Annotated in this window: 23 protein-coding genes; 19 read left to right on the top strand and 4 right to left on the bottom strand. The window is 65.3% G+C overall.

What is annotated here, in order from left to right:
* Nucleotides 1-25: 25 nt before the first annotated feature.
* Nucleotides 26-190 carry a hypothetical protein gene (locus G332_RS13680; RefSeq protein WP_019626490.1) on the bottom strand — a complete coding sequence of 55 codons (165 nt, stop codon included), beginning with the start codon at nucleotides 188-190 and terminating at the stop codon, nucleotides 26-28.
* A gap of 3 nt (nucleotides 191-193) precedes the next feature.
* Entirely contained in the window at nucleotides 194-1,240 is a 1,047-nt protein-coding gene (locus tag G332_RS0108075) for a folate-binding protein YgfZ (protein ID WP_019626489.1), read from the bottom strand.
* Between the two features lie 176 nt (nucleotides 1,241-1,416).
* Here G332_RS0108075 and sdhC point away from each other — a divergent pair, with 176 nt between their 5' ends.
* The 6 genes from sdhC to G332_RS0108045 all read left to right on the top strand — a co-directional run bounded on the left by sdhC (nucleotide 1,417) and on the right by G332_RS0108045 (nucleotide 6,302).
* A complete protein-coding gene (sdhC, locus tag G332_RS0108070; protein ID WP_019626488.1) occupies nucleotides 1,417-1,797 on the top strand; it encodes a succinate dehydrogenase, cytochrome b556 subunit in 381 nt (126 codons plus the stop codon).
* Entirely contained in the window at nucleotides 1,794-2,132 is a 339-nt protein-coding gene (sdhD, locus tag G332_RS0108065) for a succinate dehydrogenase, hydrophobic membrane anchor protein (RefSeq protein ID WP_019626487.1), read from the top strand. The genes sdhC and sdhD overlap by 4 nt, the downstream gene beginning before the upstream one ends.
* Before the next feature lie 10 nt (nucleotides 2,133-2,142).
* Nucleotides 2,143-3,918 (top strand): succinate dehydrogenase flavoprotein subunit, encoded by a 1,776-nt coding sequence (gene sdhA / locus G332_RS0108060; RefSeq protein ID WP_019626486.1) that lies wholly within the window; start codon nucleotides 2,143-2,145, stop codon nucleotides 3,916-3,918.
* 381 nt (nucleotides 3,919-4,299) lie between these two features.
* Entirely contained in the window at nucleotides 4,300-5,001 is a 702-nt protein-coding gene (locus tag G332_RS0108055; RefSeq protein WP_019626485.1) for a succinate dehydrogenase iron-sulfur subunit, read from the top strand.
* Between the two features lie 136 nt (nucleotides 5,002-5,137).
* Nucleotides 5,138-5,392: a succinate dehydrogenase assembly factor 2 gene (locus G332_RS0108050; RefSeq protein ID WP_019626484.1), complete on the top strand. Its 255-nt coding sequence runs from the start codon at nucleotides 5,138-5,140 to the stop codon at nucleotides 5,390-5,392.
* A complete protein-coding gene (locus G332_RS0108045; protein ID WP_026340711.1) occupies nucleotides 5,346-6,302 on the top strand; it encodes a NifU family protein in 957 nt (318 codons plus the stop codon). The genes G332_RS0108050 and G332_RS0108045 overlap by 47 nt, the downstream gene beginning before the upstream one ends.
* 9 nt (nucleotides 6,303-6,311) lie before the next feature.
* Here the strand turns inward: G332_RS0108045 and G332_RS0108040 are convergent, their stop codons facing one another.
* Entirely contained in the window at nucleotides 6,312-7,244 is a 933-nt protein-coding gene (locus G332_RS0108040) for an AraC family transcriptional regulator (RefSeq protein ID WP_019626482.1), read from the bottom strand.
* A 168-nt stretch (nucleotides 7,245-7,412) separates the two neighbouring features.
* On the opposite strand from G332_RS0108040, the gene G332_RS0108035 reads away from it, so the two are divergent.
* From G332_RS0108035 to G332_RS0108015, 5 genes are all read left to right on the top strand, one after another.
* On the top strand, nucleotides 7,413-8,048 hold the full coding sequence (locus G332_RS0108035; RefSeq protein ID WP_026340710.1) for a DoxX family protein: 636 nt from the start codon (nucleotides 7,413-7,415) through the stop codon (nucleotides 8,046-8,048).
* An 88-nt stretch (nucleotides 8,049-8,136) separates the two neighbouring features.
* On the top strand, nucleotides 8,137-8,460 hold the full coding sequence (locus G332_RS0108030; RefSeq protein WP_019626480.1) for a hypothetical protein: 324 nt from the start codon (nucleotides 8,137-8,139) through the stop codon (nucleotides 8,458-8,460).
* The gene (locus tag G332_RS0108025) at nucleotides 8,450-9,334 is read left to right on the top strand and encodes a DUF692 domain-containing protein (protein WP_019626479.1); all 885 of its coding nucleotides are present in this window, start codon (nucleotides 8,450-8,452) and stop codon (nucleotides 9,332-9,334) included. The genes G332_RS0108030 and G332_RS0108025 overlap by 11 nt, the downstream gene beginning before the upstream one ends.
* A complete protein-coding gene (locus G332_RS0108020) occupies nucleotides 9,327-10,097 on the top strand; it encodes a DUF2063 domain-containing protein (protein WP_019626478.1) in 771 nt (256 codons plus the stop codon). Before G332_RS0108025 ends, G332_RS0108020 begins: the two co-directional genes overlap by 8 nt.
* Before the next feature lie 272 nt (nucleotides 10,098-10,369).
* A complete protein-coding gene (locus G332_RS0108015) occupies nucleotides 10,370-10,792 on the top strand; it encodes a hypothetical protein (protein WP_019626477.1) in 423 nt (140 codons plus the stop codon).
* A gap of 16 nt (nucleotides 10,793-10,808) precedes the next feature.
* Here the strand turns inward: G332_RS0108015 and G332_RS12790 are convergent, their stop codons facing one another.
* Nucleotides 10,809-11,804, bottom strand: a complete 996-nt coding sequence (locus G332_RS12790) for a serine/threonine protein kinase (RefSeq protein WP_019626476.1) — start codon at nucleotides 11,802-11,804, stop codon at nucleotides 10,809-10,811.
* Nucleotides 11,805-11,865: 61 nt separating this feature from the next.
* Here G332_RS12790 and G332_RS0107995 point away from each other — a divergent pair, with 61 nt between their 5' ends.
* The 8 genes from G332_RS0107995 to pheT all read left to right on the top strand — a co-directional run bounded on the left by G332_RS0107995 (nucleotide 11,866) and on the right by pheT (nucleotide 20,523).
* Nucleotides 11,866-12,561 carry a TVP38/TMEM64 family protein gene (locus tag G332_RS0107995; RefSeq protein ID WP_026340707.1) on the top strand — a complete coding sequence of 232 codons (696 nt, stop codon included), beginning with the start codon at nucleotides 11,866-11,868 and terminating at the stop codon, nucleotides 12,559-12,561.
* A 151-nt stretch (nucleotides 12,562-12,712) separates the two neighbouring features.
* Nucleotides 12,713-13,696: an MBL fold metallo-hydrolase gene (locus G332_RS0107990; RefSeq protein ID WP_019626474.1), complete on the top strand. Its 984-nt coding sequence runs from the start codon at nucleotides 12,713-12,715 to the stop codon at nucleotides 13,694-13,696.
* Between the two features lie 160 nt (nucleotides 13,697-13,856).
* Nucleotides 13,857-15,773 carry a threonine--tRNA ligase gene (gene thrS, locus G332_RS0107985; protein ID WP_019626473.1) on the top strand — a complete coding sequence of 639 codons (1,917 nt, stop codon included), beginning with the start codon at nucleotides 13,857-13,859 and terminating at the stop codon, nucleotides 15,771-15,773.
* Nucleotides 15,774-15,793: 20 nt separating this feature from the next.
* On the top strand, nucleotides 15,794-16,312 hold the full coding sequence (infC, locus tag G332_RS0107980; protein WP_081619784.1) for a translation initiation factor IF-3: 519 nt from the start codon (nucleotides 15,794-15,796) through the stop codon (nucleotides 16,310-16,312).
* 102 nt (nucleotides 16,313-16,414) lie between these two features.
* The gene (gene rpmI, locus G332_RS0107975; protein ID WP_019626471.1) at nucleotides 16,415-16,612 is read left to right on the top strand and encodes a 50S ribosomal protein L35; all 198 of its coding nucleotides are present in this window, start codon (nucleotides 16,415-16,417) and stop codon (nucleotides 16,610-16,612) included.
* A 20-nt stretch (nucleotides 16,613-16,632) separates the two neighbouring features.
* The gene (gene rplT / locus G332_RS0107970; RefSeq protein ID WP_019626470.1) at nucleotides 16,633-16,992 is read left to right on the top strand and encodes a 50S ribosomal protein L20; all 360 of its coding nucleotides are present in this window, start codon (nucleotides 16,633-16,635) and stop codon (nucleotides 16,990-16,992) included.
* A gap of 142 nt (nucleotides 16,993-17,134) precedes the next feature.
* On the top strand, nucleotides 17,135-18,163 hold the full coding sequence (pheS, locus tag G332_RS0107965; RefSeq protein ID WP_019626469.1) for a phenylalanine--tRNA ligase subunit alpha: 1,029 nt from the start codon (nucleotides 17,135-17,137) through the stop codon (nucleotides 18,161-18,163).
* Nucleotides 18,163-20,523 (top strand): phenylalanine--tRNA ligase subunit beta, encoded by a 2,361-nt coding sequence (gene pheT, locus G332_RS0107960; protein WP_019626468.1) that lies wholly within the window; start codon nucleotides 18,163-18,165, stop codon nucleotides 20,521-20,523. Before pheS ends, pheT begins: the two co-directional genes overlap by 1 nt.
* Nucleotide 20,524 lies beyond the last annotated feature (1 nt).

Below are 20,524 nucleotides of genomic sequence, written 5' to 3'. Positions count from 1 at the left end.
GCGGTGGCGGGCAGGGGCCAGGCTCCTAGATCACGCCATCCAGTCGCAGGTAGCCGACCAGGAACAGTACGCTCAGTACACCGGCGACCACGTACAGCCAGTTGGACAGGGTAGGGTTGTTGGGGCGGCTGAAAAAGGCCGCCCACAGCGCCAGCAGGATCAGGACGAAAAAGAAGAACAGGAAGCGCATGTGTCAGGCTCCTTCCGGGACGGCGTAGGGGAGCTCGATGACCTCGGCCTTCGCGCCATCCGGTGCGTCCCAGCGCAATTCGCCTTCCGCGGCGGCCACCTGCACGACCGCAAGGGCGGAGTAGAGCCCGTCCGGGTGGAGTTCGGCCGCGACGATCTCGCCATCCGACTGTTCCGGTTTGCCGTCCGCGCGAAAGACCGGCGAGCCGGGCTGCGGCGGGGTCTGGCTGTGGATGGCCAGGCGGAACATGCGCCGCTTGAGCTTGCCGAGGTAATGCATGCGCGCCACCACCTCCTGCCCGGGGTAACAGCCCTTTTCGAAACTGATCGCGCCCAGGGCATGCAGGTTGAGCATCTGCGGCACGAACATTTCGCTGGTCTCCTCCACCACGGAGGGGACCCCGGCGAGGATGTCCAGCAGGGCCCAGTCGCGCGGGCCCACCGGGGCCGCGTGGACATTGAGGCTGTCCCAGGTCTTGCGCATCGCGTCGATTTCGCCGAACAACTCGAAGCGCGGGTGCAGTCCGGGTACCCGGACGACGGTTACGCCATTCTTCTCGATTACCTCTTCGGGTGCGCCGGGGCACACGCCCAGGACGCCTTGCAGTTCCTTTTCCGCATCCGGGCCGGAAAGGCCGAAATGGATGCGCGAGTCGCCGGCCTGCTCGATGATGACGTTGGCGCGCAGCACGAACATCTGCAGACGCTTGGCCACCGGCTCGATACGGTCGGCCGGCATCTCCAGGAGGTAGCCGTCGCGGGTGCGCAGTACGCGGAAGACGGCGTAGGCCCGACCCTTCGGGCTGGAGTAGCTGGACAGCTGGCTGTGTCCGGTGTCCACCGCGCGGATGTCATTGCCGAACTGGCCCTGAAGGAAGTCGGTGGCGTCGTCACCGCGCACCTCCAGCAGGCCGCGATGGGAGAGGTCGCAGATCACCTCGCCGTTGACAGCCATGCGGCATTCGCGCTCCGGGTTGCCGTAGTGCAGGAGGTCGTCCTGCTCGAACTCGGCGCCAGCGTCAATCAAGTGGTGCTTCCAGTCTTCGCGCATCGAAAATCTCCCGTGGAGACGCTCGCGGTCGTCCGCCGCCGGGTCCGATTCGGTCTCGGGGCACGGGGCGCACGGCCGGGGGTTGGGGTGGTAAGCTGAACCAGGCGGCTCGATAGTAGACGAACCAGCTGCAGGGTGTCAGCCCTGATTTTCTTTTTTACATTCATGGGGGTGGTATGACTCGGCAGGGGCGTCCCGTCTTTCTGGATTTACGCAAGATCCGGTTCCCGCTGAATGCCGTGGTCTCCATTCTGCATCGGATTACCGGTGTCTTCCTGATTCTGTCGATTCCCGTGTTGCTTTGGCTGCTGGACCACTCACTGGCGAGTCCCGAGGGCTTCGCACGGGCGGTGGCGATCATTCAGCATCCGCTCGGTCTTGCGGCGCTGGCAATGGGGCTGTGGTGGCTGCTGCATCACCTGTTCGCCGGCATTCGCTATATGTTGATGGAATTCGGCATCGGCGAGGACCGTGAGGGCTCGTTGCGTACGGCGCGTGATGCCCTGTACGCCGGGCTTCTGGCCACCGCGCTGGTGTGGCTGGGGTTGATCCTGTGAAGCTGCTGAGCGGACAGCGCGCCTGGCTGCTGCAACGCATCACGGCGGTCTACGTGGGTGTGTACGTGGTCCTTGCCCTGGGATTCTTCGTGCTCGCCGCGCCGCCGGACCATGCGGCCTGGCAGGCGGTGATGGGACACCCCGTGGTGGGGCTTGTGACGGCGGTATTCGTCCTGTTGCTCTGGCTGCATGCCTGGATCGGTCTGCGCGATGTGGTGATGGACTACGTACATGCCCCCGGTGCACGGCTTGTTGTGTTCGTACTCGGCGGCGGAGGGTTGCTCCTGACGGGCCTATGGGCGTTTTTCATTCTGATTCGAGCGGGGCTTGCATGAAGGGACTGGCATGAACGTGGCACGGCGCAAATTCGACGCCCTGATCATCGGCGCCGGCGGTGCGGGCCTGCGTGCCGCCCTGCAGCTGTCCAACGGCGATGCCAAGGTCGCGGTGGTCTCCAAGGTGTTTCCCACGCGCTCGCACACGGTGGCCGCGCAGGGCGGGGTGAACGCCGCGCTGGCCAACGTGCTGCCCGACTCCTGGCACTGGCACATGTTCGATACCGTGAAGGGTTCGGACTACCTGGGCGACCAGGACGCAATCGAGTACATGTGCCGCGCCGCGCCCAAGGTGGTCTACGAGCTGGACCACTTCGGCGTCCCGTTCTCGCGCCTGGACAACGGCAACATCTACCAGCGCGCGTTCGGCGGGCAGAGTCAGAACTTCGGCCAGGATCAGGCGGCGCGCACCTGTGCGGCGGCCGACCGTACCGGGCATGCGATCCTGCATTCGCTGTACCAGCAGAACCTGCGCGCACGCACGCATTTTTTTGACGAGTATTTCGCGGTGGACCTGCTGCGCGACGCGCAGGGCTTCGTGCTCGGTGTACTGGCCTTCGAGATCCTGACCGGCGAGCCGATCGTGATCGAGGCCAAGACCACGCTGATCGCGACCGGCGGGGCGGGGCAGCTGTTTCGTACTACCACCAATGCCCTGATCAATACCGGGGACGGCATGGCGATGGCGCTGCGCGCCGGGGTGCCGCTGGAGGACATGGAGTTCGTCCAGTTCCACCCGACCGGGATCGCCGGGCGCGGCATGCTGATTACCGAGGGCGCGCGAGGCGAGGGCGGGTTTCTGATCAACGCCGAGGGCGAGCGCTTCATGGAGCGCTATGCCCCGCGGGCCAAGGACCTGGCCTCGCGCGACGTGGTCTCGCGTGCGATTGCCACCGAAGTGCGCGAGGGGCGCGGCTGCGGGCGCAATGCCGATCATGTTCTGCTCGACCTGCGCCACCTGGGTGCGGACACCATCCGCAGCCGCCTGCCGGGTATCCGCGAGTCGAGCATGACCTTCCTTGGCGTGGACCCGATCGAGGCCCCGATCCCGGTGTTCCCGACCTGCCACTACAGCATGGGCGGGATCCCGACCAACCGCTTCGGCCAGGTGGTAGCGCCGGTCAAGGACACCCCGGAGGACCCGGTGCCGGGGCTGTATGCGGCTGGCGAGGCCGCTTGCGTCTCGGTGCATGGGGCCAACCGCCTGGGCGGCAATTCGCTGCTGGATATCCTGGTGTTCGGGCGCGCGGCGGCCAACCACATCCTCGAATACCTGGCCGAGAACCGCTATCACCGGCCGCTGGACGAGACCGCGGTGGAGCAGGCGCTGGCGCGGCTGACGCGCTGGGACCGCAAGGACCCGGGCGATGGCTCCGCGGAGCAGGTCGAGCCGCTCAAGCGCGAATTGCGCAAGGTGATGGAGGACCACTGCTCGGTATTCCGCACCGACGCGGTGATGCGCGAGGGGGTGGAGAAGGTCCGCGCGCTGCGCGAGCGTCTGAACCACGCGGTGATCGCGGACCACTCGGCGACCTTCAACACCGCGCGGGTGGAGGCGATGGAGCTGGAGAATCTGATGGATTGTGCGATCGCGACCATCCGCTCTGCGCTGGGGCGCGAGGAGAGCCGCGGGGCGCATTCGCGCATCGACTTCCCCGAGCGCGACGACCAGCACTGGCTCAAGCACAGCCTGTACTCGTTGGCGGACGACAGCCTGGACTACAAGCCGGTGCGCACCCAGCCGAACACCGTGGCTTCGTTCCCGCCGAAGGAGCGCGTGTACTAATGGTTCTCCGGGAATGCAATGCGACGCGGGATGCGGTTCGCACGGCGAATCGCAGCGGCACGCGCTAGGGAAACACTGATCAATGCACACGCTCGCGTTGGCACCCCAGGTTTTCCGAGACAAGGCGCGTCGAGCAGCGGGTAGTGGTTCTACCCGCCCGTTTCTGATGGATTCTGGGCGCAACGCAGGATCGGGGAACCTGGGGTGCCAACCCCGAAGGGGCTCGGCCGCCCGTTGTTGATCAAAAACGGGCGCGCGCACGGCGTTGCGGCTTCCTTGTGCAGAATGACTGCACGGCAGTCGCCGCGCCTTGTTCGCACGCAAAAGTGACTCGAGCGCGAACGCGTGCATTGATCAGTGTTTCCCTAGAGGAAGGAACGGATGGAATTCTCGATCTACCGCTTCAACCCGGAGACGGACACGCTGCCGAAGATGCAGCGCTTCACCCTGACTGATGATCAGATCGAGCCGGGGATGATGCTGCTGGATGCACTGCTGCTGTTGAAGGAGCAGGACGACTCCCTGGGCTTTCGTCGCTCCTGTCAGCACGGGGTCTGCGGTTCCGACGGCATGAACATCAATGGCGTGAACGGCCTGGCCTGTATTACGCCGCTGGCCGACCTGGAAGCGCCGGTCACGCTGCGCCCGTTTCCGGGGATGCCGGTGATCCGCGACCTGATCGTGGACATGGACAACTTCTGGGACCAGTACCGAAGAGCCGAGCCCTGGCTGGTCAATGACAGCCCGGAGCCCGAGGTCGAACGCAAACAGAGCCCGCAGGATCGCGACCAGCTGGACGGGCTGTACGAGTGCATCCTGTGCGGCTGCTGTTCCGCGGCCTGCCCGTCGTACTGGTGGAACCCGGACAAATTCCTCGGCCCGGCCGCACTGCTGCAGGCCGCGCGCTTCATCCAGGACAGCCGCGACGAGGCCACCGATCACCGCCTGGCCGAGCTGGACGATGCCTGGAAGCTTTACCGTTGCCACACCATCATGAACTGCACCCAGGTCTGCCCGAAGGGCCTGAACCCGAGCCGGGCCATCAGCGACATCCGCCGCACCATGCTCAAGAAGTCGCTGTGAGCCACCGGCTGTACAACGGCGGTTCAGTCCCCGTAGGAGCCTGCTTGCAGGCGAATGCCCCTGCCAAAGTCGGACGCGGGCGGGGGTTTCGCCTGCAAGCAGGCTCCTACGGGGGGGCTGGGCGGGGTTTTTGGTGATGGAACCCGACAGCCGGACCCGCTGGCGCTGCCGCCGCGGCATGCTGGAGAATGACTGGCTGCTCGGGCAGTTTCTCGCGCAGGGATATGCGCAACTGGACCAGGAGGGTCGCGATGCCTTCGAGCGCCTGCTCGACTACCCCGATAATGTGCTGCTGGATGTGGTCATGGGTCGCCAGACCACGGTGGACGCAGGGATAGCCCGGCTTGTCCCGGCGATCCGCGCCGCCGCTCAGGCTGCGCCTCCGGCCTGACCCGGTGCTGCCCCGGCTCGCGCGCGCGGGTCAGGTCCTTTTGTTCCTGCTTGTGGCCGGCTATGTGCTGGTATACAGCCCCTTGTGGGCGCTGGCTTCGGTCGTTGTGCTGGCCGTAAGCGGATGGTGGTGGCAGTGGTATGCGCAGCCGCCCGCCTGGGACTGGCTGGGTCAGACTTCCGAGGGGGCAACCTGGCTTGCCACGGCCGAGGGCCTGCGCCAGGAGCAGGTCGACTGGGTCGATGTGTTGCCCGAGTCGCGGGTTTTCTGGCGCCTGGTGGTGCTGGTGGTACGGGTGCGGGACTCCGGTCGGGTCTGGCGGCTGTGGCTGCATGCCGGGCGTATGGATGCGGAGGATCTGCGCCGGCTCCGGGTGCGGCTACGCTGGCCCCCGGCGCGCGAGGTCGCGGATCCCGGCTGGCGGGTGCGGCTTCGCGCCGGGCTGCAGCGGGGCGTTGCTATACTGGCCAAAAGCCGAGTACCCGGAGGCGCGAGCATGGCTGGACCCGACAATGCACAGGTGATGGTGGACGTGTCGCATCTGCTGCGCGATGACCCCGACCACTTCTACAGCGAAGATGAGCTGGACGCGATCGAGGAACTCGATCCGGAGCTTGCCCTGCGCCTGGATCGGGCCCAGACGTTTGCCGCACGCGAGGCCGCGGACGTACCGGCGGACGGGCCGATCGACGAGGATGCGGTACGGGCCGCGATCGAGGAGGCACGTCGCATCCTGATGCAGGACGGGGGTGATATCGAGTTTGTGGAACTCGATGGACGTACCGTGCGCGTCCGCTTGAAGGGGGCCTGTGTCGGCTGCCCGCGTTCTACGCTGGATCTCAAGAATGTCGTTGAACGCCTGGTCCGCTCGCGAGCACCGGGTGTGGCCAGCGTCGCCAATACCTTCTGACCGCTGTCGTCAGGTCGGGCCGGACCCCAGGCGGCGCAGCAGTTGCCGGAGGCGTCCTGGCCCGAAACCATGTACCCGCTTGAAGGCCTTGCGAAAGGCCGCCTCCGAGGTATAGCCCACCGCGTCCATCACGCTGGCGACCGATTCGCGGCCATCGCGCAGCAGCCGCTCGGCCAGGACCATGCGCCACTGTGTCAGATAGTCGATGGGGGTCTGCCCGACCAGGGTGTGGAACCGCTCGGCGAAGCTGCTGCGCGACATGGCCGCCTCGCTGGCGAGGCCTTCCAGGGTCCAGCTCGCCTCGGGCCGGGCATGCAGGGCATCCAGCGCGCGGCGGATGCGATCATCCGCCAGGGCCGCGATCAGGGATCCCTCCGAGTGTTCGCGTTGTGAGCAGATGTGGTGGCGCACGGCCATCACGAACAGGGTATCCGCCAGACGGTCCAGCACCGGGCGGTAGCCCGAGGAGCGCTCCGCGAGTTCGATGTTCATCAGGTCCGCCAGGTGCGCCAGGCGCTCGCCGGACTCGCGCCGGCGGATGATGATGTGACCGGGAAGGGCGGCCAGGATCGGGTTGCGCCGGCCGGAATCGAACTCGAAGTGCCCGCACAGTAGCTGCGTGACCGGGGTGTCCGGCGGATCTGTACCTTCGACCAGCGTCAGGTGGTTTTCCCGATCGGGCACGGTGTCGCGGCTGGCCATCAGGTGCCAGTCATCGTGGGGCAGCAATAGCAGGTCGCCGGCTTCCATCCAGACCGGTGTCATGTCCTCCATGTGCAGATAGCAGCCGCCCTCGCCGACCAGGTGAAAGCTGGCATTCCCCGAACCCGCAGTGCTGAGCTGCCACTCCCCGCACAGCCGTGGATTGGTGTCGATGCGCGCCCGCAGGTTGTAGGCCGCCAGTACCGTCGACAGTACGTCTTCGTGGGGGCTGATATCCATCGAACGTCCTTTTTTCTTGTGATTGGGGTTCACCTTGGACCTTTGTGCAACCGGTTGCCGGGGATCGGGGTCATGAGTGGGATCTGGACGCTCGAACATAAACGCTGGCGCCTGACCCCGCGTGCTTGTACGGCTGTCGGTCTAGGCTTTCCTTCAGTCGCAGACGAAATGGAGATTAGCACCATGAGCGCAACGGGAGCATTGGCAGTACGGATACAGGGCTGGCTGGACTGGACGCGAGGCGCGGACTTCCTGGCGCCCTTGCTTTTACGGCTCTACCTCGCCCCGGTGTTCTGGATGGCGGGGACCAACAAGCTGGATGGTTTTTTGCCGAGTTCGAACGTGGTGATGTGGTACGGGAATCCCGACTGGGGTCTCGGCCTGCCTTTTCCGTATCTGATGGTGCTCTTGTCGGCCTATGCCGAGGTGCTGGGCGCGATCGCGCTGCTGCTTGGGCTGGCGACGCGGTGGTTCTCCATCCCGCTGATGATCACAATGGTCGTGGCGGCAGTCACGGTACATCTCGAGCACGGCTGGCAGCGCATCTCCGACCCGATGATGTGTCTGTTCAACTGTTCCGGGATCGAAGAGGCACAGATGCGCCTGGACCGGGCCAAGGCCATCCTGCAGGAACATGGCAACTACAACTGGCTGACCGAGACCGGGAGCTTCGCCATCGTGAATAACGGGATCGAGATGGCGGCGACCTTCTTCGTGATGCTGCTGGTTCTGTTCTTCTGGGGGGCGGGGCGCTATGTCAGCGTCGACTACTACATCCGTCGGAGGATGATGAACAGGGGGTAATACCAAGAGCTGCACGAGCAGCCATGACTGAACGGACCCCAGGAGTCTTAGCCAAAGGGTCCATAATCGCAAAATGAGGAGCGACATCATGAAGAACGATCTGTTTTCCACCAAGACCCTCGCCGGGGCCGTCGGCAGCGCGGCGATCGGCATGGCCATGGCCACCAGCCCGGTGTTCGCATCGGCCGACCTGAACCACGGCTATCAGCAGGGTGGCCAGTCGCCGCTGATGCTGGCTGAAGGAGCCTGCGGCGAAGGCACCTGCGGCGAAGGCACCTGCGGTGGTGCCGGCGAACCCAAGGACAGCGAAGGCAGCTGTGGCGAAGGCAGCTGTGGCGAAGGCACCTGCGGCGGATCCGGCGATGACAAGGATTCCGAAGGCGCCTGCGGCGAGGGAACCTGTGGCGGCTAGGGGTATCAAGCCCGTCAACCCGGCCCGCGTCAGCGGTGCCGGGCTCGGTTTGCGGCGGGCCCTTCTGGGCCCGCTGGCCGAGGCCCCGGAGGCGACGGAACGCCTGGGCTTCTTCGAGGCGGCGCCAGAGAACTGGATGCATCTGGGCGGACGCCTGGGGCGCATCTTTCGCGAATACACCGAGGCCCAGCCCTTTGTCTGCCACGGGCTGTCGCTGGACATTGGCGGGCCGCGCCCGCTGGATCGAAACTTCCTGCAGGACCTGCGGAGCTTCCTGGACACCCACGGGATCGAGGACTACAGCGAACACCTTTCTGCTTGTGGCGATGGCCACGGGCATCTGTATGACCTGATGCCGATCCCGTTTACCGAGGCGGCGGTGCACTATGTGGCCGACCGCGTACGTCAGGTGCAGGACATCCTCGGGCGCCGGATGGCGCTGGAGAATGTTTCGTATTACACCCCGGTGGGGGCTGAACTCGACGAGATCACGTTTGTTCGCGCGGTGCTGGAGGAGGCCGACTGCGACCTGCTGCTGGACGTAAATAACGTGGTCGTCAACAGCATCAACCATGGGTATGCGCCGACCGATTTCCTCGACGCGATGCCGCTGGAGCGGGTGCGCTATCTGCATATCGCGGGGCACGAGGTGGAGGCCCCGGATCTGCGCGTCGATACCCATGGCCAGCCGATCTGCAATGATGTCTGGGATCTGCTGGGCGAGACCTACGCGCGTATCGGCCCGGTGCCGACGCTGCTCGAACGTGATTTCAATTTCCCGCCGCTGGAGGAGCTGCTGGCGGAAACCGACCGCATCCGCGATCTGCAGCTCCGGGCGCGGGCCGGCGATGAGGATCGTATCCTGCATGCCTGAGACTGACTTCCAGCAGATCCAGGAGGCGTTCGCGCGGCACCTGCGCGACCCCGAACGCTACCCGGCGCCGGAGGGGATCGAGAGCCGGCGACTGGGGATCTACCGACGGCTGTTCTTCAATAACGTGGCGAACCTGCTGGCCAGGGGGTTTCCGGTCCTGCGCGGGTTGCTGGAGACCGCCGCCTGGGAGCAACTGGTGCGCGATTTCTACCGCGATCATGGCTGCGAGACGCCGTACTTCCCGCAGCTGGCGGCGGAGTTCGTGCGCTACCTGGCGGAGGAACGCATGGCGCAGCCCGGCGACCCGCCGTTTCTGGCGGAGCTGGCCCATTACGAGCGGGTCGAGACGGAGCTGGTCTACGCCGAGGATAGGTGCCCCGCGGACCTCGACTGCACAGGCGACCTGATGACCGGGGTCCCGGTGTTCTCCACCACCGCACGTCTGCTCGCCTACGAGTACCCGGTGCATCGCATCGGGACGGAGTTCCAGCCGGAACAGCCGGGCGAGGTCCCGACCTATCTGCTGGCCTACCGCTCGGGCGAGGAGCGCGTGCGCTTCGCCGAGCTGAATCCGCTCGGTGCCCGCCTGCTGTGGCGCGTGATCGAGGCGCCGGCGACGGGCACCGAACAGATCCGGCGGGTGGCCGGTGACTTCGGACTGGAGGTCACCGATGAACTGGTCGCCAGTGGCCGCCAGCTCCTGGAACACTACCGTGGCCTGGGCGCCATTGTGGGGACGCGGCCGGAAGGCGTTTCCGCCTGAGGCAGAGGGACTGGACGCCGGCACCGCAGACCCGGACGCCCGGGCATGGGAAAGGCCGGTGAAAGACGCTAGTTACTGAAACAGAAAGCCTTGGGGAAACATTGATCAGTGTTTCCCTGGTTTCAGTGAGGCGAGCGTCAATGGGCGGCAAGCTGAAAAGCTGGTTCAGGCATCTGGTAGCCGGAGTCTGGCGTCGAGCTCCGAGGGCTGATGTCCTCCGGGTTCCTCGGAGGCACCGGATACGGGCCCAACTGCGTCGGCACAGCGTCGCCATGATCTCGCTGATGATCGCGATCTCCTCCCTCGGCTACAACACTTGGCGCAACGAGACATCGGAACTGCACCGCAACTGGCGCCAGGCGTCCTTCGAACTGACGCGCGAGGTCAACGAACTCCAGCAGGTGGTTCTTTACCGGCGTTATTTCCACCCGGTCGAGAGCGATGCGCCAGCCGGGATTGGCGATGCGGAAACCTGGATTCGGGGCTGGGGCCGCGCAGCCAGCGTGCGGGACCTGACCTCCGTCTTGCCGGAGCCACTGCCGGCGCATGGGCGCCACCTGCATACCACCTGGGCGCAGCATGCGCGGCACCTGCACGGGGACGACGAATCGGCCCGCGAGGCGGAGGAGGCGCTGCTGACGGCCCTGGATGACACCCGCGACTCGGTGCTGGAGCTGATCCGGAATCTGCGATGAGGCCGGGGCCGGTGGTTCAGTAACCCAGCTCGAGCGCGGGTTCGTCGAGGGCCGCGGCCTGCTCGCGCAGGGTGAGGATGTGGTCTTCCCAGTAGCGCGGGGTGTAGAAGACCGGGAAGCCGTCGATGAAGGCGGGGTCGTCGGCGCGGCGGGCCAGCCAGGCGGCATGCCGCAGGATGCGCAGGGTGCGCAGCGGGGCGATCAGGCCAAGCTCGCGCCGATCCAGCGGCACGAAGGTCTCGTAGCCTTCCAGCAGGGCCTGCATCTGCCAGGCCATTTCCGAGGGCTCGCCGGACAGGAACATCCACAGATCCTGCATTGCAGGGCCGGTGCAGGCATCGTCCAGATCCACGAAATGCGGCCCGGCGTCGGTCCACAGGATGTTGCCGGGGTGGGTGTCTCCGTGCAGGCGCAGTTGCGGGACTGGGCCAATGCTGTCGAGTGTGTGCTGGATGCGTTCGAGCAGGTCGGCGCTGAGGTCGCGGTAGACGGACTCGAGTTCCAGTGGCAGATAGCCGGAGGCGAGCACGGCCTGGCGCGCCTCCTCCCCACGCGGAACGGGATCCAGTACCGGGCGCTCGCGAAAACGGGCGGCGCGCCCGACCTCGTGGATACGCGCGATGAAACGGCCAATGCGGACCAGCGTGTCGCGCTGCTCCAGATCCGGCGCGCGCCCACCGCAGCGCGGGTAGACGGCGAACAGGAAGCTCGCGTGTTCGTGCAGCGTTTCGCCCCGGTCGTCCGCAAGCGGGGCCACGACCGGGACCTCGCGCGCGGCGAGTTCCTGGCTGAAGGCATGTTCCTCCCGGATGGCATCCGGCGACCAGCGCCCGGGCCGGTAGAACTTGGCGATCACCGGCGTGGCGTCTTCGATGCCGACCTGGTAGACCCGGTTCTCGTAGCTGTTCAGTGCCAGCAGGCGCCCGTCGCAGCGCAGGCCGGTGGTTTCGACCGCGTCGAGGATGACGCCGGGCTTGAGTGCGTCGTACGGATGCGGTTGCGATGTGTTCATCCTTGCAGTGTACGGGTTTGCCGCGCATGGTTTTCGGGGTGATGCACGCGAGGAACCGCGCTTGAACCGTTACTACTGGGGGCTGCTGGCCGCGCTGACGGCTCTGGTCGGCGTCTGGCTGCTGGCCGGAGCGGGGGCGGGGCTGGACGTCGAGAGCCTGAGGGCCGCACGCGGGGAGATGGAGGTGTGGCGGGATGCGCGGCCCCTGTCCACGGCCGCGTTGTTTTTTGTGGTGTATGCAGTGGTCGCCGCGTTTTCCGTGCCGGGCATCGTGGTGATGACCCTGGCGGGCGGTGCCCTGTTCGGGGTGGTCTGGGGGACCTTGCTGTCTTCCCTCGCCTCCACGCTGGGTGCAACGCTGACCTTCCTGGCGGCCCGCGCGCTGGCGCGCGACGCGGTGCAACGGCGGTACGGGCGGCAGCTGCGGCGGATCAATGAAGGCTTTGTCCGCGAGGGGGCGTTCTATCTTTTCGCGTTGCGGATGATTCCGGTGTTCCCGTTCCTGTTGGTGAATGCCGGGATGGGACTCCTGCCAATCCGGACCTGGACTTATTTCTGGGTGTCGCTGGTGGGGATGCTGCCGGCCACGGCCGTTTTCGCCAATGCCGGTACGCAGCTGGGGCAGTTGCAGAGGCTGGACGGGCTGCTGTCGCCGGTGCTGCTGCTCTCCCTGGTCGCCACGGGTGTGTTTCCGCTTCTGGCGCGCTGGGGCGTGACCGCGGTTCGCACTTGGCGCGGGCAGGCCCGCAGGGGGTGATTCGGGTCTCGTATCTGAAGGGGTGCATTCGATTTCGCTATTCCCCACGCTTTATTGTGGAACAAGAGCCATGGGTTTTACGTCTGAAGACTTTCGGGATTGATTTGGCCGCTCGCCAAGTGCGTGACCAGGTCCAGGGGGTAACCATCAGATGGCATTGAATGTTTTTCTGCGTCAGGGTCAGGCGGCGCTTCTCGCGCTGAGTCTCATGGGGCTCGGCATAGCGGTGCAGGCGGAGGACGCGCCGCTGGATCGCCCAATCGAAAAGGTGCTGGAGCCGATCCAGCTGACCGACCGGGTCTATTACTTCTACGGCTCGCTCGAGAACCGCTCGCCGGTCAATGTGGGGTTCACCAACAACACCGGCTTTGTGGTCACGGACGAGGGCGTGGTGCTGATCGATTCGGGGCCGAGCTACAAGGTGGCCCAGCGCATGGAAAAGGCGATTGCCGGCGTGACCGACCAGCCGATCACGCACGTGATCTCCGTGGGCTCGCAGGACCATCGCTGGCTGGGGAACGGGTACTTCCTTGATCAGGGTGCGGAGCTGGTGGCGCTGCAGCGGACGGCGAGTACCCAGGCCGAGCGGGGCGAGGGGCAGATTGCCTCGCTGGCCAACGCCGTGGGTGAGGGGGCGATGGAGGGGACCGAGCCGGTTCCGGCACCGAACCCCATTGATGCCGAGGACCACACCCTGACAGTCGGCGGCGTGGACTTCGAACTGATCTATGCCGGGGATGCCCATTTCCCGGGTGACATCATGGTCCACCTGCCGGGCGAGGACGTCGTCTTCACCGGTGACATCGTCTACACCGAGCGCATGCTGGGCATCCACCCGTTCAGCAACCCGGTGAAAAAGCTGGAGGCCTTCCGGCACCTGGAGTCCATTGACCCTGAGATCGTGGTGCCAGGGCATGGTCGCGCGACGGACATGGCCGAGGCACGCCAGGACACCGGCGATTACCTCGAGCTGCTGGTGCGCGAAGTACGCGCGGGGATCGAAGACTGGGAATCCCTGAGCGAGGTGGTGGACCGACTCGCGGACCTGGACGAGTTCAAGCATCTGCGTCACTACGATGACTGGCACCGCCCGAACGTGAACCGGACCTACCTGTTCATCGAAGGCAACATGTAAGTCGGCCTCCAGGAATCCCGGCAGCGGGCCGGGAAACCTGCCGACGGCGCGGGGCGTGTGCTACGCTGCGCGCCGTTGTCGTTTCCGGCAATCCTTTTTTTAAACGTTTTTTCAAACGCGACGTTCGACCCCGCGTATGGGTCGGCGAAGGAGCCTCGCAATGCCCGCAGTAACCCTCCCCGACGGCAGCCGCCGCGAGTTCGATCACCCGGTCACCGTGCTGGATGTCGCCAAGGACATCGGTCCGGGCCTCGCCAAGGCGACCCTGGCCGGCAAGGTGAACGGCCAGCTGGTGGATGCCCGCCACGAGATCGACGATGACGCCGAGCTCGCGATCGTCACAGACCGCGACCCGGAGGGGGTGGAGATCATCCGGCATTCGACCGCGCATTTGATGGCGCAGGCGGTCAAGCAGCTCTTTCCCGACGCGCAGGTCACCATCGGGCCGACCATCGAGAACGGTTTCTACTACGACTTTGCCTATGACCGCGGCTTCACGCCGGAGGATCTGGCAAAGATCGAGAAGCGCATGAAGGAGCTGGCCAAGCAGGACCTGCCGGTGGAGCGCTCGCTGATGGACCGCGACGAGGCGGTGAAGTACTTCCGCGACATGGGCGAGGCGTACAAGGCGGAGATCATCGCGTCGATCCCGCAGGGCGAGAACATCTCGCTGTACAAGCAGGGCGACTTTGTTGATCTCTGCCGCGGCCCGCATATCCCGTCCACCGGCAAGCTGAAGGCCTTCAAGCTGACCAAGGTGGCCGGTGCCTACTGGCGTGGCGACTCCGACAACGAGATGCTGCAGCGCATCTACGGCACCGCCTGGGCGAACAAGGACCAGCTGAAGGAGTACCTGGAACGCCTGAAGGAAGCCGAGCGCCGCGATCACCGCAAGATCGGCCAGGAGCTGGACCTGTTCTCGATCCAGGACGAGGCCGGCGGCGGCCTGGTGTTCTGGCACCCGAAGGGCGCGCGCATCCGCCGCGAGATCGAGAAGTACTGGTACGACATGCACGAGAAGGCCGGCTACGACTTCGTCGTGTCGCCGCATATCGCGAACCTGGACCTGTGGAAGACCTCCGGCCACGCGGATTTCTATTCGGAATCCATGTACGAGCCGATGGAGGACGAACACCAGGCCTTCCAGCTCAAGCCGATGAACTGCCCGTTCCATGTGCTGATGTACAAGGACCGGCTGCACTCCTACCGCGACCTGCCGCTGCGCTGGGCGGAGATGGGCACGGTGTATCGCCGCGAGATGTCCGGGGCGTTGCACGGCCTGATGCGCGTGCGCGGCTTCACCCAGGACGACGCCCATATTTTCTGCCGCGAGGACCAGATCGAGGCCGAGGTGATGGCCGTCATCGACCTGACGCTGGCGGTCCTGCAGACCTTCGGCTTCGAGAAGTTCGACGTGAACCTCTCGACCAAACCGGAAGATGCGGTCGGCTCCGACGCGATCTGGGAGCACGCGACCGCGTCACTGCGCTCCGCCATCGAGAAGAAGGGGCTGGAGTATTCGGTGGACGAGGGCGGCGGCGCCTTCTACGGCCCGAAGATCGACATCAAGATCCACGACGCGATCGGCCGCGAATGGCAGTGCTCCACGGTGCAGCTGGACTTTAACCTGCCCGAGCGCTTCGACATGGAATACGTGGCCGAAGATAACGAGCGGCGGCGCCCGATCATGATCCACCGTGCGCTGCTGGGTTCGGTGGAGCGCTTCTTCGGCGTGCTGATCGAACACTACGCCGGGCACTTCCCGACCTGGTTGACCCCGGTGCAGGCCGAGGTGCTGACCATCACCGAGCGCCAGGATGCCTACGCCGAGGAAGTGACCAAGGCGCTGCGTGACAAGGGTTTCCGCGTCGAGGCAGACTTGAGAAACGAGAAGATCGGCTTTAAGATTCGCGAGCACACGCTCAAGCGCGTGCCGTATCTGCTGGTCCTTGGAGACAAGGAAATGGAAAACGGCCAGGTGGCGGTGCGCACGCGAAGCGGTGAAGACCTTGGTGTGATGAGCGTTGAGGACTTCGGCGAGCGCCTCCGGGAGGAGGTTGCCGGTCGTCATCACTGACTTGAACTGGAGAAAAGGCTATTAGCGCAGCGAAAACGGTCCGTCTGAACGACCAGATTACGTGTCCGCAGATTCGATTGATCGACGCCGAGGGCGAGAACCGCGGTGTCTGCAGGACGGCAGAGGCCCTGGAAATGGCCGCGGAGAACGGTCTGGACCTGGTCGAGATCTCGCCCAATGCCGAGCCCCCCGTAGCCCGGATCATGGACTACGGCAAGTACAAGTTCGAGCAGGCGAAGAAGGCGCAGGAAGCCAAGAAGAAGCAGAAGCAGATCCAGATCAAGGAAGTGAAGTTCCGTCCGGGTACGGACGAGGGCGACTACCAGGTCAAGCTTCGCAACCTGCGCCGCTTCATCGAGGCCGGTGACAAGGGCAAGGTGACCATCCGCTTCCGTGGTCGCGAGATGCGCCACCAGGAGCTGGGCGGCGAACTGCTGGACAAGATCGAGCAGGATATGGCCGATATCGCGGTCATTGAGCAGCGCCCGAAGATGGAAGGTCGCCAGATGATCATGGTGCTGACCGGCAAGAAGAAGTAGGCCGGTCAGGCAACAAGGATCGCGCAGGTCTCCGCATACCTGCCGGTCCTCCCATAAACGGTCGGCCCGAATTGGGTACGACTCCAAATGCCGGAGAGAGTAATGCCGAAGATCAAGACCAATCGGGGTGCGGCCAAGCGCTTCGCCCGTACCGGGTCCGGGAAGTTCAAGCGGTTTCAGTCGCACCGCAGCCACATCCTGACCAAGAAATCCACCAAGCGTAAGCGTCAACTGCGCAGTCCGGCCATGGTGCACGAGGTTGATGTTGCCTCCGTGCGCAAAATGCTGCCGTACCGTTGATCTGACCGAGGAAGAAAGACATGCCACGAGTCAAGCGCGGTGTAACCGCTCACGCCCGTCACAAGAAGGTCCTGAAGCAGGCCAAGGGCTATTACGGCGCCCGGAAGAACGTCTTCCGCGTTGCCAACCAGGCCGTCATCAAGGCCGGCCAGTACGCCTACCGTGACCGTCGCCAGAAGAAGCGCCAGTTCCGGGCGCTGTGGATCGTCCGCATCAATGCGGCGGCCCGCCAGTTCGATCTGTCCTACAGCCGCCTGATGGCGGGTCTGAAGAAGGCCGAGATCGAGATCGACCGCAAGAGTCTCGCCGATCTGGCCGTGCACGACCTGACCGCCTTCGGCAAGATCGCCGAGAAGGCCAAGGCCGCACTGCCGGCCTGACGAGGTCCTGCAAGGATTACTCGCCGGGCCACACCTGGCGGGTCCCGAAAAGGGGAGGGTCGACGCCCTCCCTTTTTTGTTTCGGGAACACGGAATACCAGGATGGCGGGTCGCCGCCATCCGCCATTTTCGGGGAACGCACGTGGAGCAACTGCAACAGCTTGTCGCCGAGGCCCGCGACCGCATCGAGGCCGCCACGGACCTGAAGGCGCTGGATGAGGTTCGGGTTCACTACCTCGGCAAGAAGGGCGCGATTACGGCCCAGTTGAAGGAGCTCGGGAAGCTGTCGGCGGAGGAACGCCCGGCTGCCGGGCAACGGGTCAACGAGGCCAAGACCGAGGTGGCCGCTCTGATCGACGTCCGCAAGGATGCGCTGGCGCAGAACGCGTTGACGGAGCAGCTGGCGCGTGAACGTATCGACGTGACGCTGCCCGGGCGGCCGCAGTGGGACGGGGCCCTGCACCCGATCACGCAGACGCTGGAGCGGATCGAGTCATTCTTCGCGGGGCTGGGCTTTCAGGTGGCGCAGGGGCCGGAGGTGGAGGATGACTTCCATAACTTCGAAGCCCTGAATATCCCCGAGCATCACCCGGCGCGGGCGATGCACGACACGTTCTACTTTGATGCCCACCGGGTACTGCGCACGCATACCTCTCCGGTGCAGATCCGGACCATGGAACAGCAGAAACCGCCGCTGCGGGTGATTGCGCCGGGGCGGGTCTACCGCTGCGATTCCGATCTGACGCACAGCCCGATGTTCCACCAGGTGGAAGGTCTGTGCGTGGATACCGACATCACCTTCGCGGATCTGCGTGGTGTGCTGAGTGCCTTCCTGCAGAGTTTCTTCGGCCGTGACGATCTGGCCACGCGTTTCCGGCCGTCGTACTTCCCGTTTACCGAACCCTCCGCCGAGGTCGACATCCGGTGTGTGCACTGTGGCGGTGAGGGGTGTCGAGTGTGCAGTCATACCGGCTGGCTGGAGGTGATGGGCTGCGGCATGGTGCACCCGAACGTACTGGGCCATGTCGACATCGACCCGGAGCAGTACACCGGTTTTGCGTTTGGCCTGGGTGTCGAGCGCATGGCGATGCTGCGCCACGGCGTGAATGATCTGCGCTTGTTCTTTGACAACGACATCCGGTTTATCGGGCAATTCGGGCAGACAGGCTAATGCGTATCAGTGTGCAATGGCTGCAGGAATGGCTGCAGTTTGATGAGACCCCGGAACAACTGGGCCACCGCCTGACCATGGCGGGTCTGGAACTGGATGCGATGGAGGCGGCGGCCCCGGCGTTTACCGGTGTGCGGGTGGGGCACGTGCTTGCGGTGGAACCCCATCCGGACGCCGATCGCCTGCGTGTCTGCCGGGTCGATGCGGGGGGCGACGAACCGCTGACGATCGTCTGCGGGGCCCCCAACGTACACGAGGGGATGCGTGCACCGGTCGCGGTGGTCGGCGCGGTGCTGCCCGACAACTTCAAGATCAAGAAATCGAAACTGCGCGGCGTCGCCTCTGCGGGGATGCTGTGTTCGGCTCGGGAGCTCGGACTTGCCGAAGACGCCGAGGGGTTGATGGCATTGCCTCCGGAGCTCGAAGCCGGTGCGGATCTGCGCGCCGCGCTAGGTTTGGATGACACCATCCTCGAGGTTGATCTGACCCCGAACCGCGCTGACTGCCTCGGTATGCGCGGGATTGCCCGCGAGTGCTCGGCGCTCCTGGACCGGCCGCTGCAGGCCGCTGGGGTGGAGGCCGCACCGGTCGCAGGCGCTGCGCAGGTTGCGGTGGAAGTCGAGGATGCCGAGGCCTGTCCGCTGTATGCCGCGCGCGTGCTGGAGGGCCTCGATGCCAGGGCGGCCACGCCGTTGTGGATGCGCGAGCGGCTGCGGCGCGCCGGTGTGCGTCCGTTGAGCGCGATTGTCGATGTCACCAATTACGTGATGCTGGAACTGGGGCAGCCCCTGCATGCCTTTGATGCGGAACGGGTCGGGGATCGCATTCGAGTGCGCCGGGGGCGTGAAGGGGAGCGCCTGACGCTGCTGGGTGGCGATCAGACCGTGACGCTTGCGCCGCAGGACCTGGTGATTGCGAACGACGCCGAGCCACAGGCCCTGGCCGGCGTGATGGGCGGGGCCGCCAGTGCGGTGGACGATGCCACGACGCGGGTGGTGCTGGAATGTGCCCATTTCACTCCGCGGGCGTTGGCCGGCCGGGCCCGCGCCCACGGCCTGCATACCGATGCCTCGCATCGCTTCGAGCGCGGCGTCGATCCGACGCTGGTGCCTGCGGCGATGGAGCGTGCGACGAGCCTGCTTCTGCAGATCTGCGGTGGCCAGTGCGGGCCGGTCGTCCAGTGCGGCGAGGCCCCGACGACCCATGCGGAGCAGGCCATTGCGCTGCGCCCCGAACGGATCGAGCGCCTGCTCGGTGTGGCGCTGGCGCAGGACGAGGTGGAACGCATCCTCGCGGCGTTGGATTGCCGGATTCAGGGCAGTGCCGAGGGCTGGACGGTGCATGCGCCGCGGGCCCGCTTCGATCTGGCGCGCGAGGAGGACCTGATTGAAGAGCTGGCGCGGGTACATGGCTATGACCGGCTGCCCCAGACGCTGCCGCAGCCGGTGGGTCCGGCGGGCACGACCGACGGCCTGCGGTCCCTGCGTTCGGGGCTGGCGCGGCGCGGGTTCCACGAGGTGATCAGCTTCAGCTTTATTGCGCGCGAGGTCGCGCAGGCCTTCTATCCCGAGGTGGAGCCGCTGGCCCTGGCCAATCCGATCTCGGCGGATCTGGCGGTGATGCGCCCGGGCCTGTGGCCCGGACTGGTGACCACCGCGGCCTATAATCAGGCGCGGCAGCAAAGCGATCTGCGACTGTTTGAACAGGGTTTGCGCTTTGTTCCGGATGCATCTGGCCTGCGCCAGGAACCGCGGCTGGCGGGACTTCTGGGAGGTTATACCCGTCCGGAGATTTGGGAAGGGGAACGCCGCCGGTACGATTTCTTTGATGCCAAGGGCGTGGTCGAGACGTTATGTGCGCAAGCAGAGGGAACGCTGGACTTTTCTGCGGAGGGACATCCTGCCCTGCATGACGGACAATCGGCCCGCGTGCGGCTGGATGGCAAGCCGGTCGGCTGGGTTGGGCGGTTACATCCGAGGTTGTGCGAGCGCTTCGATGTGGGGGCGGTGTATCTGTTCGACCTCGACGCGACCGTTGTGGCGCGGGCGCCGGTGGCGCAGTTCCGGGCCTTGTCGGCGTATCCGTCCATTCGCCGCGATCTGGCACTGGTGGTGCCGGATTCGGTCCCGGCCGGTGCAGTGCTGGCGGCGATCGACGAGCTCGAGCTGGAGCTGCTGCAGGACGTTCGTCTGTTCGATGTGTACCGTGGCAAGGGCCTGAATCCGGAAGAAAAAAGCCTTGCTTTGGGCTTGATTTTACGGGCTTTTGATCGCACCCTAGATGAACAGGATGTGGCCAGTGTCACCGCGGCGGTGGTGCAGCATCTTCAGGCCCGCTTCAACGCAACCCTGAGGCAATAGC

Origin of the sequence: Thioalkalivibrio sp. ALJT (genome assembly GCF_000381825.1) — a bacterium.
Taxonomy (GTDB): domain Bacteria; phylum Pseudomonadota; class Gammaproteobacteria; order Ectothiorhodospirales; family Ectothiorhodospiraceae; genus Thioalkalivibrio.
The sequence above is the reverse complement of the archived record's forward strand: the minus strand, read 5'-3'. Positions and strand labels throughout refer to the sequence as shown.

Bases quoted from the DNA above. Each gene is read 5' to 3' on its own strand.
- G332_RS13680 (WP_019626490.1), bottom strand. From the start codon at position 190: ATGCGCTTCCTGTTCTTCTTTTTCGTCCTGATCCTGCTGGCGCTGTGG.
- G332_RS0108075 (WP_019626489.1), bottom strand. From the start codon at position 1,240: ATGCGCGAAGACTGGAAGCACCACTTGATTGACGCTGGCGCCGAGTTC.
- sdhC (WP_019626488.1), top strand. From the start codon at position 1,417: ATGACTCGGCAGGGGCGTCCCGTCTTTCTGGATTTACGCAAGATCCGG.
- sdhA (WP_019626486.1), top strand. From the start codon at position 2,143: ATGAACGTGGCACGGCGCAAATTCGACGCCCTGATCATCGGCGCCGGC.
- G332_RS0108055 (WP_019626485.1), top strand. From the start codon at position 4,300: ATGGAATTCTCGATCTACCGCTTCAACCCGGAGACGGACACGCTGCCG.
- G332_RS0108050 (WP_019626484.1), top strand. From the start codon at position 5,138: ATGGAACCCGACAGCCGGACCCGCTGGCGCTGCCGCCGCGGCATGCTG.
- G332_RS0108040 (WP_019626482.1), bottom strand. From the start codon at position 7,244: ATGGATATCAGCCCCCACGAAGACGTACTGTCGACGGTACTGGCGGCC.
- G332_RS0108035 (WP_026340710.1), top strand. From the start codon at position 7,413: ATGGAGATTAGCACCATGAGCGCAACGGGAGCATTGGCAGTACGGATA.
- G332_RS0108030 (WP_019626480.1), top strand. From the start codon at position 8,137: ATGAAGAACGATCTGTTTTCCACCAAGACCCTCGCCGGGGCCGTCGGC.
- G332_RS0108020 (WP_019626478.1), top strand. From the start codon at position 9,327: ATGCCTGAGACTGACTTCCAGCAGATCCAGGAGGCGTTCGCGCGGCAC.
- G332_RS0108015 (WP_019626477.1), top strand. From the start codon at position 10,370: ATGATCTCGCTGATGATCGCGATCTCCTCCCTCGGCTACAACACTTGG.
- G332_RS12790 (WP_019626476.1), bottom strand. From the start codon at position 11,804: ATGAACACATCGCAACCGCATCCGTACGACGCACTCAAGCCCGGCGTC.
- G332_RS0107990 (WP_019626474.1), top strand. From the start codon at position 12,713: ATGGCATTGAATGTTTTTCTGCGTCAGGGTCAGGCGGCGCTTCTCGCG.
- thrS (WP_019626473.1), top strand. From the start codon at position 13,857: ATGCCCGCAGTAACCCTCCCCGACGGCAGCCGCCGCGAGTTCGATCAC.
- rpmI (WP_019626471.1), top strand. From the start codon at position 16,415: ATGCCGAAGATCAAGACCAATCGGGGTGCGGCCAAGCGCTTCGCCCGT.
- rplT (WP_019626470.1), top strand. From the start codon at position 16,633: ATGCCACGAGTCAAGCGCGGTGTAACCGCTCACGCCCGTCACAAGAAG.
- pheT (WP_019626468.1), top strand. From the start codon at position 18,163: ATGCGTATCAGTGTGCAATGGCTGCAGGAATGGCTGCAGTTTGATGAG.